Annotated in this window: 11 protein-coding genes; 2 read left to right on the forward strand and 9 right to left on the reverse strand. The window is 62.2% G+C overall.

Features of this window, described 5'->3' with window-relative positions; genetic code table 11:
- Positions 1-27: 27 nt before the first annotated feature.
- The 5 genes from ridA to argF form a co-directional block, all read right to left on the reverse strand.
- Complete coding sequence (gene ridA / locus CKW09_RS02835) at positions 28-414, reverse strand: 2-iminobutanoate/2-iminopropanoate deaminase (RefSeq protein ID WP_095095529.1); 387 nt, start codon at positions 412-414, stop codon at positions 28-30.
- A gap of 276 nt (positions 415-690) precedes the next feature.
- Positions 691-1,155, reverse strand: a complete 465-nt coding sequence (gene pyrI, locus CKW09_RS02840; protein ID WP_061800584.1) for an aspartate carbamoyltransferase regulatory subunit — start codon at positions 1,153-1,155, stop codon at positions 691-693.
- A 13-nt stretch (positions 1,156-1,168) separates the two neighbouring features.
- The gene (gene pyrB, locus CKW09_RS02845; RefSeq protein WP_061800583.1) at positions 1,169-2,104 is read right to left on the reverse strand and encodes an aspartate carbamoyltransferase; all 936 of its coding nucleotides are present in this window, start codon (positions 2,102-2,104) and stop codon (positions 1,169-1,171) included.
- A gap of 286 nt (positions 2,105-2,390) precedes the next feature.
- Positions 2,391-3,959, reverse strand: a complete 1,569-nt coding sequence (locus tag CKW09_RS02850; RefSeq protein ID WP_061800581.1) for an ABC transporter substrate-binding protein — start codon at positions 3,957-3,959, stop codon at positions 2,391-2,393.
- A gap of 235 nt (positions 3,960-4,194) precedes the next feature.
- Positions 4,195-5,214 (reverse strand): ornithine carbamoyltransferase, encoded by a 1,020-nt coding sequence (gene argF / locus CKW09_RS02855; RefSeq protein WP_061800580.1) that lies wholly within the window; start codon positions 5,212-5,214, stop codon positions 4,195-4,197.
- Between the two features lie 162 nt (positions 5,215-5,376).
- On the opposite strand from argF, the gene rraB reads away from it, so the two are divergent.
- On the forward strand, positions 5,377-5,805 hold the full coding sequence (gene rraB / locus CKW09_RS02860; protein ID WP_061800579.1) for a ribonuclease E inhibitor RraB: 429 nt from the start codon (positions 5,377-5,379) through the stop codon (positions 5,803-5,805).
- A gap of 42 nt (positions 5,806-5,847) precedes the next feature.
- A complete protein-coding gene (miaE, locus tag CKW09_RS02865; RefSeq protein ID WP_061800578.1) occupies positions 5,848-6,612 on the forward strand; it encodes a tRNA isopentenyl-2-thiomethyl-A-37 hydroxylase MiaE in 765 nt (254 codons plus the stop codon).
- Positions 6,613-6,628: 16 nt separating this feature from the next.
- On the opposite strand, the gene CKW09_RS02870 is transcribed toward miaE, so the two are convergent.
- The 4 genes from CKW09_RS02870 to CKW09_RS02885 form a co-directional block, all read right to left on the reverse strand.
- Entirely contained in the window at positions 6,629-8,236 is a 1,608-nt protein-coding gene (locus CKW09_RS02870) for a GMC family oxidoreductase (RefSeq protein WP_095095532.1), read from the reverse strand.
- Positions 8,237-8,464: 228 nt separating this feature from the next.
- A complete protein-coding gene (locus CKW09_RS02875; RefSeq protein WP_061800574.1) occupies positions 8,465-8,968 on the reverse strand; it encodes a GNAT family N-acetyltransferase in 504 nt (167 codons plus the stop codon).
- Positions 8,969-9,167: 199 nt separating this feature from the next.
- The gene (locus tag CKW09_RS02880) at positions 9,168-12,044 is read right to left on the reverse strand and encodes a valine--tRNA ligase (protein WP_095095535.1); all 2,877 of its coding nucleotides are present in this window, start codon (positions 12,042-12,044) and stop codon (positions 9,168-9,170) included.
- Positions 12,045-12,057: 13 nt separating this feature from the next.
- Complete coding sequence (locus tag CKW09_RS02885) at positions 12,058-12,507, reverse strand: DNA polymerase III subunit chi (protein WP_095095538.1); 450 nt, start codon at positions 12,505-12,507, stop codon at positions 12,058-12,060.
- Between the last annotated feature and the right edge of the window lie 253 nt (positions 12,508-12,760).

Consider the following 12,760-nt stretch of genomic DNA (forward strand, 5'->3'; position numbering starts at 1 on the left):
GGGCTGACCGTTGTGCGCTATCGTGGATTAACGACGAACGGCGATGGCTTCGATCTCGATCTTCACGTCTTTCGGCAGACGGGCCACTTCGACGCAGGAACGGGCCGGGAACGGCGCGCTGTGCTCGCTGAAGAAGGCTTCGTATGCGGCGTTGACGGTGGCGAAGTCGTTCAGGTCTTTGACGAACACCGTGGTTTTCACGATGTCGGCCACTTTCAGGCCGGCGGCTTCGACGATCGCCTTCACGTTTTCCAGCGACTGGCGTGCCTGAGCGGTGACGTCGTCGGCAACTGCGCCGGTTTTCGGATCGACCGGGATCTGGCCGGAAGTGATGATCATGCTGCCCAGATCAACGCCCTGCACGTAAGGACCAATGGCTGCCGGGGCGAGTTCAGTGCTGATGTTACGTGACATTTTTTCTCCTATATATACCCGTCATACTTGAAGCTGCCTCTGTGTTGGCTGCGCTCACTTACCCGAATCACTTACTCCAGTAAGCTCATCGGGATGCGCTCCCTTGCCGCCTTGATGCAACTCCAATTATTTTGGGTATGCCATTTGTCTTTCAAACCGCAGCGTTGTTGGCTGCGTGCGATCACCGTAGGGGACGAATACATGCGTTCTCTACGGCATTCCATTATAGGGAGTGACGCACGGATTAACAGCGCCGCCCCGGTAAATGAGCAGATTTCAATCCGCCTGCAGCACCACCTGATGCTCGAACTCTTTCTCGCAGTAGCGGCACTTCAGGTGCACGTCGCCGTCGCGCGATTTAACGCTGAAGCTCGAGGCCACCGGCTCGCTGCGGCTGATGCAGTTGCCGTTCGGGCAGGTCAGCACGCCGTCGATATGGTCCGGCAGGCTGAGGGTCAGCTTGCGCACCACCTCGTAGTTGTCGATGCGGTTTACCGTGGCCTTCGGCGCGTACATCGCCAGCTGGTTGGCCTGCTGCTCGGTCAGGAAGGTGTTCTCGATCTTGATCAGGTCTTTGCGGCCCAGCTCGTTGGAGGGCAGGTTCAGGCCGATGGTGATGCGCTGATCGGTGGCGGTCAGCTTGAACAGCGTCAGCAGCTTGAAGCCTACCTGCGCCGGAATATGGTCAATCACCGTACCGCATTTGATCGCTTCGACCTGCAGTTTGTTATCGTGAGTCATGACGGTTCCCCCCTTAAAGAGCCAAATCTGCGGTTAATACCAGCGCCAGCAGCGCCTGGCGGGCGAAGATGCCGTTGCCCGCCTGTTGGAAGTAGTGGGCGTACGGCGTGGTGTCCACGTCCGTGGTGATCTCGTCGATGCGCGGCAGCGGGTGCAGCACCTTCAGGTTGTCGCGCGCGCCGGCCAGATCCGCGGCGCGCAGGACGAACTGCGCCTTCACGTTGGCGTATTCGGAAGGGTCGAGACGCTCTTTCTGCACCCGGGTCATGTAGAGAATATCCAGCTCCGGCACCACCTCTTCGATGCTGCCGTGCAGGCTGTATTCGATGCCTTTTTCTTCCAGCATCTTCAGGATATAGGTCGGCATCGCCAGCGCTGGCGGGGCGATAAAGTAGAAGCGGTTGCCTTCGAACTTGGCCAGCGCCTGGGTCAGCGAGTGCACGGTGCGGCCGTATTTCAGGTCGCCCACCATGGCGATGTTGATGTTGTTCAGGCGGCCCTGGGTTTCCTGAATGGTGAACAGGTCCAGCAGGGTCTGGGTCGGGTGCTGGTTGGCGCCGTCGCCGGCGTTGAGCACCGGAATGCCGCCGGAAAACTCGGACGCCATGCGCGCCGCGCCCTCCTGCGGGTGACGCATCACGATGGCGTCGACGTAGGTGCCGATCACCGAGATGGTGTCGGCCAGAGTTTCGCCTTTCTTGCCCAGCGAGGTGTTGCTGCCGTCGGCGAAGCCCACCACCGAGGCGCCCAGGCGGTGCATCGAGGTTTCGAACGACAGGCGGGTACGGGTCGAGGCTTCGAAGAAGCAGCTGGCGATCACCTTGTGTTTCAACAGCTCCGGCTGCGGGTGCGCCTTCAGGCTGGCGGCGGTGCGCAGCACCAGCTCCAGATCCTCGCGGCTGAGATCGTTAATAGAGATGATATGTTTGTGATACAGCGGGTTGGCCATTTTTCACTCTCCTCGACGCGTGCCCGTGGCGCGGGACTTCTTTTCGATATTCTTAAGGCAAAAAAAAGCCCCTCAACGAGGGGCTTGAAACGATCGGTTTGGCAACAGGAGAAACAACGGCAGCTGGCCGCCGATTGGCAGTCGGTTTTGTCGGTTGTGGCTAACAAAACAAACGTCGTTTTTCATGCTTTCTCCTGGCAAATTGTCGCGCATTATACTCGCGCTTTTCGCCACTGCAAGCGCTAAAACGTCGATTTTTGCGCTTTCGCAATCGATTGGCCGGCGCTTATTTGCTGACGCGATCGTAGTAGACCATGTCGGCGTTCAGCCCCTGCCGGTAGCCCTTGACGTTGTCGCGCAGCACCACTTCGGTCTTGGCCTGGTCGATAAACACGTACGGCGAGCTGCGCTGCAGCTCTTGCTGCATGGCGGCATACAGCGCGCTGCGCTTGGCCGGATCGGCTTCGGCCACCGCCGCCAGCGTCTGCCGGTTCAGCTGTGGGATCCGCCAGCCGTTCAACCCGGCGACCGTGCTGGCCTTGCCGTCGTTGTAGGCGAAGGCGCTGGCGTTGGAGTGGGCGTCGAAGTAATCCGGGATCCACAGGCGGATCGCCGCCTGATGCTGCTTGGCGCGCACCCGCGAATACACCTGGCTGCCGGCGGCCGGCAGCAGCTCCACCTTCACGCCGGCGGCGGCGAAGCTGGCCTGCAGCGCCTGGGCGATGGTGATGAACGGCGGCTTGTTCTCCACGTCCAGCGTGAAGGACGCGTCGCTGATGCCGGCCTTGGCCAGGATCGCCTTGGCCCTGGCCGGATCGAAGCTGAACGGGTTGGTTTCCAGCGCGCCCGGCAGCCCGACCGGCAGGAAGCTTTGATGCACGAAGTACTGGCCCTTCAGCAGATCCTGGGTAATGCCCTGATAATCGATCAGGTAGCGCGCCGCTTCCCAGAAGGCCGGGTTGTTCAGCAGCGGGTTGGCGCCGTTGCCGGTGTTGAACACCAGGTAGTTCTGCTCGGCGGACGGGATCTCCAGCACCTTAACGCCCGGTTGGTTCTTCAGCGTGTCGGTCTGGTCGGCGCCCAGCTCGCGCGCGATGTCGGCGTCGCCCTGCTGGATCAGCAGGCGGCGGGTGGCCGGGTCCGGCACGTTTTTGATGATGATGCTCTTCAGCTGCGGCTTGTCGCCCGGCGAGCCTGGGTTGGCGTCCAGCACGATCGCCTGATGCGGCTGGTAGACGCGCATCTTGAACGGGCCGCTGCCGGCTGAGTGCATTTTCAGCCAGGCGTTGCCGTAGTCGCCGTCTTTAACGTTGGCCAGCGCCGCTTTGCTGTCGACGATCGAGGCGATCGGCGTAGAGAGAATGTTCAGCGCCACCGCCGGGCTGACGTCGGCGCTCCAGCTCAGTTGGATCGTATGCGCGTCGATCTTCTTCAGCTGCGCGTCGATATTGTCCGGCTGCCAGCCGAGCACGTTGAGGATAAACGCCGGCGACTTGTTCATTTTCACCGCGCGGCCGTAGGAGAAGATCACGTCGTCGGCGGTCAGCGGATTGCCGGAGGCGAACGCCGCCTGCGGGCGCAGCTTCACCGTCAGGGTTTTCGCCGCGGCGTCGCTTTGCCAGCTCTCCGCCAGCACCGGCGCCACCTTGGCCGGGTTATCGCGATCCGCCTGCACCAGCCGCTGATACAGGCTCGGCACCGTCTGGATGCTGGAGAGTTCGTTGGCTTCCGCCGGATCGAGGCTGACGATGTCATCCAGCGATTGCACCACCACCAGGGTGTTCGGCGGGGTCGCGGCCGGTGCGGCGGCGGGCAGGGCGGCAAGCATTAACAGCGGCAAGATTTTGGTTTTCATCGATGTGTATCCCCTGAAGGCGCCAGGCATGGCGCCGAGAAGTGTTTGTTATCGTTGTTTTTCGCATCAGAGTAGAAGCTTAGCCCTAGGTTGGCAAAGGTCTAGCGGTTATTTGATATGCCGGGAATTGCCTGGGCGCATTGGGGAAGGTTGCCGGAAGGGCGGAGGGGGGCAGGGAGCGCGATGTCGCCTGCGCTCCCCGTTGCCTTTGCGTGACGCGCCCCGGCAATAGGTTTTAAATCGTGTCGCTGAGGGTGGCGACCAGCACCGCCTTGATGGTGTGCAGCCGGTTTTCCGCCTGATCGAACACCACGCTGTGCGGCGATTCGAACACCTCGTCGGTGACCTCCATGCCGCCGTGCAGGCCGTACTGTTCCGCCATTTGCTTGCCGAGGGTGGTCTGGTCGTCGTGGAAGGCCGGCAGGCAGTGCAGGAACTTGACGTTCGGGTTGCCGGTCAGCTTCACCATCGCCATGTTGACCTGATACGGCTTCAGCAGCGCGATGCGCTCGCGCCAGGTTTCTTTCGGCTCGCCCATCGACACCCATACGTCGGTATACAGGAAGTCGGCGTCCTTCACCCCTTCGGCGATATCTTCGGTCAGGGTGATCTTGGCGCCGGTGCGCTGCGCCAGCGCCCGGCACTCGGCCACCAGCTCCGCCTGCGGCCAGCAGGCCTTCGGCGCCACCAGCCGCAGATCCATGCCCGCCAGCGCGGCGGCCTCCAGCAGGGTGTTGCCCATGTTGTTGCGCGCGTCGCCGACGTAGGCGAACTTCACCTGGTTCAGCGCCTTGCCCGGCAGCTGCTCCTGCACCGTCAGCAGGTCCGCCAGCAGCTGGGTCGGGTGGAACTCGTCGGTCAGCCCGTTCCACACCGGCACGCCGGCGTGGTTGGCCAGGGTTTCCACCAGCTGCTGGCCGTAGCCGCGGTACTGAATGCCGTCGTACATGCGGCCCAGCACCCGGGCGGTGTCCTTCATCGACTCCTTATGGCCGATCTGGCTGCCGCTCGGGCCGAGGTAGGTCACCTGGGCGCCCTGATCGAATGCGGCAACTTCGAAAGAGCATCGGGTGCGGGTCGAGTCTTTTTCGAAGATGAGCGCGATGTTTTTGCCCTGCAGCCGGCGTTTTTCCCGGCCCTGCCGCTTGGCCTGCTTCAGATCGGCCGCCAACGCCAGCAGCGCCTGCAGCTCCGCGGGGGTGAAATCCATTAACCTCAGAAAGTGACGTCTGTAGAACGGGTTGCTGGTGCTCATTGCCGGATGTCCTGATTGTTTAATTGAATTAAAATTCACTTTATATGTATGAATATTCAATTTCAACCCCGAGGGAGAAATCTTTCACGTTTATCGTGGAAGCAATGTCGGCGCTGTGTGAAAATAGAAGGAATAAAGGCCATTTGACTTGAGGATATAGGCATGGCAAACCGCGAATTGCTGGAAGAACAACGTGAAGAGACCCGCCTGATCATCGAAGAACTGCTGGAAGACGGCAGCGATCCGGACGCGCTCTACACTATCGAGCACCATCTCTCCGCCGAGAAGTTTGAAGTTCTGGAGCAGGCCGCCGTTGAAGCCTTCAAGCTGGGCTACGAAGTGACCGACGCCGAAGAGCTGGAAGTGGAAGACGGTTCACTGGTGATGTGCTGCGACGTGATCAGCGAAGTCGGCCTGAACGCCGAGCTGATCGACACCCAGGTCGAGCAGCTGGTGGCGTTGGCGGAACGCTGCGGCGTCAACTACGACGGCTGGGGCACCTACTTTGAAGATCCGAACGGCGAAGACGACGGCGAGGATGACGAAGACGGTGACTTCATCGACGAAGACGACGACGGCAAACGCCACTAATTAACCCTGCGGGCCGGCTCTCGTCGGCCCCTGATAAACGACATGACATACCGATCCCTGTTAGCCCCGATTTTAAACTTCCTGCACTGCGAAACCCCAGATGCCTGGATCGACGCCGCGCGCCGCCCGGAAAACCTGCAGCTGCTGCTGACCGACCATATGGTGTGCGAGCTGAAGGCGGCGCAGACCGGCATGTGGCTGATCCGCCGCTACGTGGCGGACAAAGAGAGCGGCGACGCGCTGCTGGCGTTGCTGCGGCCCTACGAGGCGTTTCTGCACGAGGCGCAGGGCGTGCCGGAGGCGTTGTTCCGGCAGGGCCAGTTCACCCGCAAAATCCTGCCGAAAAACGGCTCGGCCTACGGCCAGGATCTGGCGGATAAAATGGTGTTGTTGATCAAAGAAGAGCTGCATCACTTCTCGCAGGTGCTGGAGATCATGCAGGCGCGCGGCATCGCGTACCGCAAGATCACCGCCAGCCGCTACGCCAAGGGCATGATCCGCGAGATCCGCACCCACGATCCGGCCACGTTGATCGACAAACTGATCTGCGGCGCCTACATCGAGGCGCGATCCTGCGAGCGCTTCGCCAGGCTGGCGCCGCATCTGGACGACGAGCTCAACCGCTTTTACGTCTCGCTGCTGCGATCCGAAGCGCGCCATTACCAGGATTACCTGCAGCTGGCGGAACAGATCGCCGGCGGCGACATCAGCGAACGGGTGGCGCATTTCGGCCGCATCGAAGCCGAGCTGATCCTGGCGCCGGACAGCGAGCTGCGCTTCCACAGCGGCGTGCCCGCCGCCGCCTGATTGCCCGGGCGCTCGGTTATTGCGGGGCGCCCAGCAGCAAATCCACCGCCTTTTCCGCCAGCATGATGGTCGGCGCATTGGTGTTGCCGCTGGTCACCTGCGGCATCACCGAGCAGTCGATCACCCGCAGCCGTTCAAAACCGTGCACCCGCAGCTGCAGATCGGTCACCGAGTCCTGCGGCGACGGGCCCATGCGGCAGCTGCCCACCGGGTGATACACCGTCTTGCAGAAGTTGCGCACGAACGCCTCCAGCTGCGCCTCGTCGCGGGTCCATTCCGGCTGCGGCATCAACAGGTCTTTGATCAGCGGTTTCAGCGCCTCGGTCTGCAGGAAACGCAGGCCGAACTTCACCGCGCGCACGCTGCCGGCCAGATCCTCCGGGTGGCCGAGGTAGTTGGCCTGCAGCTTGACCGGATCGGCCGGGTTGCGGCTGCGCAGCTGCACCTCGCCGCGCGCCTTCGGCTGCAGATAGCCGACCTTCAGCGTGAAGCCGTGGATATTCGGCAGCGGCTCGCCGGGCACGTCGTCCCAGCTGTCGAGCAGCGGCAGGAAGTGGATCTGCACGTCCGGCCGGCCGTCGCCCAGGCTGTCGCTGAAGGCGGCGCCTTCCAGCACGTTGGAGCTGAGCACGCCGCTGCGGAACGCCAGCCACTGCGCGCCGTGGCCCAGCGCCTGCAGGCCGCGATCGGCGCCGAACAGGCTGATCGGCTCGCGGGTGCTGACGTTGATCGACATATGCAGGTGATCGTGGAAGTTCTTGCCGACCGGCAGATCCGCCCGCACCTCGATGCCCAGCTGCTGCAGGTGTTCGCGCGGGCCGATGCCCGACAGCATCAGCAGCTTCGGCGAGCCGACCGCCCCGGCGCTGACGATCACTTCCCGCGTGGCCTGCGCGCCGACCTCGGCGCCGCCGTTCTGGCTGTAGACCACGCCGGTGGCGACGTTGCCGTCGAAGGTCAGCCGGTGCACCAGCGCGTTCAGCTTCACCACCAGCCGCCGCTCGTCGCGCACCGCCTTCAGGTAGGTGCGGGCGGTGCTGGCGCGCTCGCCGTTGCGGGTGGTGGTCTGGTAGAAGCCGACGCCGTGCTGGCTGTCGCCGTTGAAGTCGTTGCGGTAGGGCAGGTTCAGCTCCTGGCCGGCGCGGATAAACGCCATGCTGAGCGGGTGGCGGTAGCGGTTCTCGCTGACCGGCAGCAGCCCTTCGCCGCCGTGATAGCCGTCGGACAGGCTTTCGTTGGCCTCGGCGCGCTTGAAGTAGGGCAGCAGGTCCTGATAGCCCCAGCCGGCGCAGCCGTAGCGCTCGGCCCATTCGTCGTAATCCTGCCGCTGGCCGCGGATGTAGATCATGCCGTTGACCGAGCTGCTGCCGCCCAGCACCTTGCCCTGGGCGATTTGCATGCGGCGGTTGTTGGCGTGCGGCTCCGGCTCGGTCTCGTACGGCCAGCTTTTCTTGGCGATGATCTTCGCCACGCCGGCCGGCATTTTGATAAACAGGTTATTGTCGTCGCCGCCCGCCTCCAGCAGCAGCACCCGCGCCTGGGTGCGGCGGATCAGCTGCGCCGCCAGCACGCAGCCGGCGGAACCGGCGCCAACGATAATGTAATCAAATGAGTTTTCCGACATGACAGCTCTCCGTGCGCGATAGGGATGCTGGCAGAGTAACGCAGGGAGGAAGGTGGTCAATTTGCGATCGTTAATTTATTAACGAACTTCACATTAAATTTGCCTCGTTGATTTTAAGCTCAGTTTATCTGCTTGAAAAACGAGGTTATCGCGAATTTTTCCGATTGATGTTCATGTTAATGAAAAAGGGGCGCGGCAGGCTGCGCCCCCGTTGAACGCGCCCTGCGCTTACAGGGTTTTCAGCATGGTGACTTCGCAGTCGACGTGGCCGGTGGCGCCCATGGCGTGGCCGATGTGCTCGAAGCCCAAATGCTCATACAGCCCGACGGCCTGCGTCAGGCTGGCGGTGGTTTCTAAATAACAACGGCGGAAGCCGTGCTGGCGGGCGAAGTCCAGCGCCTGCAGCGCCAGGCGTTTCGCCAATCCCTTGCCGCGCAATATCGGCAGGAAATACATTTTCTGCAGTTCGCAAACGTCGTCTTCGCCGCCCTGCAGCGGCGCAACGCCGCCGCCGCCGGCGATCCGGCCGTCGACCTCGATCACCCAGTAAGCGCTGCGCGGCAGGCTGTAGAGCTGATACAGGGCGTCCAGGTTGGGATCGGAGACGGTATAGCCTTTATCCGCCGTCAGGCCATGCTCGGCGGAGACTTCGCGAATGACGTTAGCAATAGCGGCATTGTCTTCAGCCGTTATTGGGCGCACCAGAAAACGCACTGGGGTTGCTGTTGTCATGTTTACACTCGCCATAAATTAACAGAGACCTGGTTTATTTTTATCGCAGCGCGAAACGCGCCGGGTTTATTTCCCGGCGGCGTCCATGCGGCATTCATGAGTACTTTGTAATAACACTGAAGCTGGGCCAGACGCAACGGCGATAAAAAAACAGCGGGGAAATCCCCGCTGTTTTCAACCGTTGGCGCAAGCCGGCAAATTACAGCGCGGCGATGGTCGCCTGCTGTTCCTGCAGCTTCACCTTGCCTTCCTTGCAGGCCGCCAGACGGTCGCGCTCTTTGGCGACCACCGCTTCCGGCGCGCGCGCCACGAAGCCTTCGTTGGCCAGCTTGCCTTCGATGGCGGCGATTTCCGCATCCAGCTTGCCCATCTCTTTCGCCAGACGCGCGATCTCGGCGTCTTTGTCGATAAAGCCGGCCATCGGGATCAGCAGCTCGGCGCCGTCCACCAGCTTGGTGACGGAGACCGGGCCTTTCTCACCGGCCGGCAGCGGCGCGATGGAGGACAGGCGCGCCAGGCGGGCGATGAAGCTCTGGTTTTCCTGCAGGCGGCGCTGGGCGTCGGCGCTGCAGTTGCGCAGCAGCACGTCCAGCTGCTTGCTCGGCGCGATGTTCATCTCGGCGCGAATGTTGCGCACCGCGGTGATCGCCTGCTTGATCCACTCCAGATCGTTCAGCGCCTGCTCGTCTTCCAGCGCGGCGTCGTAGGCCGGGAACGGCTGCAGCATGATGGTGTCTGCGGCGCTGCCGGTCAGCGGCTTCACGCGCTGCCAGATGGTCTCGGTGATGAACGGAATGATCGGGTGCGCCAGGCGCAGCAGCGCTTCCAGCACGGTGATCAGCGTGTGGCGGGTGCCGCGCTGTTCCGCTTCGCTGCCGTTGCTCACCACCGGCTTGGTCAGCTCCAGGTACCAGTCGCAGAACTGGTTCCAGGTGAATTCGTACAGAATGTTGGCCGCCAGATCGAAGCGATAGGTGTCCAGCGCTTCGCGGTAGGCTTTCACCGTGCGGTTGAATTCGGCCAGGATCCAGCGGTCCGCCAGCGACAGCACTTTATCGCCGCCGTTGAAGCCGCAGTCATGCTCTTCGGTGTTCATCAGCACGAAGCGGCTGGCGTTCCACAGCTTGTTGCAGAAGTTGCGGTAGCCTTCCAGGCGCTTCATGTCCCAGTTGATGTCGCGGCCGGTCGAGGCCAGCGCCGCCAGGGTGAAGCGCAGGGCGTCGGTGCCGTGCGGCTCGATGCCGTTCGGGAACTGCTTCTCGGTGCGCTTGCGGATTTTCTCCGCCAGCTGCGGCTGCATCATGTTGCCGGTGCGTTTTTCCAGCAGGTCTTCCAGCGAGATGCCGTCGACCATGTCCAGCGGATCGATGACGTTACCCTTGGACTTGGACATCTTCTGGCCTTCGTCGTCGCGGATCAGGCCGGTCATGTAGACGGTCTTGAACGGCACCTGCGGCTTGCCGTTTTCATCCTTGATGAAGTGCATGGTCAGCATGATCATGCGCGCGATCCAGAAGAAGATGATGTCGAAGCCGCTGACCATCACGCTGGTCGGGTGGAAGGTTTTCAGCGCTTCGGTCTGCTCCGGCCAGCCCAGGGTGGAGAAGGTCCACAGGCCGGAGGAGAACCAGGTGTCCAGCACGTCTTCGTCCTGGGTCAGCGCCACGTCGGCGCCCAGGTTGTTCTCGCTGCGCACTTCTTCTTCGCTGCGGCCGACGTAGACTTTGCCGTTCACGTCGTACCAGGCCGGGATGCGGTGGCCCCACCACAGCTGGCGCGAGATGCACCAGTCCTGAATGTCGCGCATCCAGCTGAAGTACATGTTTTCGTACTGCTTCGGCACGAACTGGATCTCGCCTTGCTCGACCGCTTCCACCGCCACTTTGGCCAGCGGCGCGGTGCGCACGTACCATTGGTCGGTCAGCATCGGCTCGATCACCACGCCGCCGCGGTCGCCGTAAGGCACCGTCAGGTCGTGCGGTTTGATCTCTGCCAGCAGGCCCAGCTGCTCGAAGGCCGCCACCACCGCCTTGCGCGCGGCGAAACGCTCCAGGCCGCGGAACTCGGCCGGGATCTCGCTGCAGTAGTCGGCGCAGACTTCGCCCAGGGTGTTGAACACCTCGGCTTCCTGGCGGATGTCGCCGTCGAAGGTCAGGATGTTGATCATCGGCAGGCCGTGGCGTTTGCCGACTTCGTAGTCGTTGAAATCGTGCGCCGGGGTGATCTTCACGCAGCCGGTGCCTTTTTCCATGTCGGCGTGCTCGTCGCCGACGATGCGGATGCGGCGGCCGACCAGCGGCAGAACGATCTCTTTGCCGATCAGGTCCTTGTAACGCGGGTCTTCCGGGTTGACCGCCACGCCGGTGTCGCCCAGCACGGTTTCCGGACGGGTGGTGGCCACCACCAGATAGTCTTTGCCCTCGGCGGTTTTGGCGCCGTCGGCCAGCGGGTAGCGCAGGTGCCACATGGAGCCTTTGGACTCGCGGTTTTCCACTTCCAGATCGGAGATGGCGGTGCGCAGTTTAGGATCCCAGTTCACCAGGCGCTTGCCGCGGTAGATCAGATCTTCTTTGTGCAGGCGGACAAACACTTCGCGCACCGCGTTCGACAGGCCTTCGTCCATGGTGAAGCGCTCGCGCTCCCAGTCCACGGAGTTGCCCAGGCGGCGCATCTGGCGGGTGATGGTGCCGCCGGATTCCGCTTTCCACTGCCAGATTTTTTCGATGAACGCATCGCGGCCGTAGTCGTGGCGGGTTTTGCCTTCTTCCGCGGCGATCTTGCGCTCCACCACCATCTGGGTGGCGATGCCGGCGTGGTCGGTACCGGCCTGCCACAGGGTGTTTTTACCCTGCATGCGCTGGTAGCGGATCATGGTGTCCATGATGGTCTGCTGGAACGCGTGGCCCATGTGCAGGCTGCCGGTGACGTTCGGCGGCGGGATCATGATGCAGAAGCTTTCCTGGCTGGTGTCGCCGTTCGGCTTGAAGTAACCCTGGCCTTCCCAGTGATCGTACAGCTTCTGTTCGATCTGTTTTGGGTCGTATGCGGTGTCGAGCTGACTGTTTGTCTTTTCCATTTTATATCGTTGTTCAGTGAGTTGGCGGCGTAGCCGTGGTCAAATGGAAGCCGACGCTGCGATAGGCTTTGTAACGGTCGCGCGCCAACTGTTTCAGGGTGTCTTCGTAAGGGACGAAGTCTACCACTTCATGGAAAGCGGTAGCAAAATCTGCAAACTGCGGCAGCAGGGCGATCAGCAGATCGCGCGGGGCATTGCCGCGTTTGCCGGGCCAGCACAGCTCCACCGGGGCGCCGTAGTGCGGCCCTTCGCCGGCCAGGTTGTGCGGCACGAACTGATGGGGCTCGCGCTGCCACAGCGCTTCGTCCAGCCGCTGGGCCTGTTCCTGGCTCTCGCAGGCGATCAGCACCCGCTTGCCGGAACGCCAACGCTCGGCGGCAACGGCGCAGGCTACGGCCTCATGGGCGCTGAGCGCGCCCGCCGGTTCCGCCTGTTCGATTAGATAGAACGTTGCCTGTTTCATTAAGGATCCACCGCTGCCGATAAAAAAACAGGGCACAACGTGTTGGTTGCGCCCTTTTGGGACGAAGCAGATAACTCTGCCCCTTCGCTGCTGAAAGGATTATATACCCAATAGGTTTCAAGTTGCAGCTAGGCGGCAAGTTCGTTCATCCCCAGGAGCTGACATAAGGTCAGTGACTGGGGTGACAAATCTGCCGGGAGCAGATTTGAACGCTGCTTGCAGCGGCCCCTTACGGGGCATGGCCCATGGATGG

This window comes from Serratia ficaria (genome assembly GCF_900187015.1).
In the GTDB taxonomy this organism is placed as follows: Bacteria; Pseudomonadota; Gammaproteobacteria; order Enterobacterales; family Enterobacteriaceae; genus Serratia; species Serratia ficaria.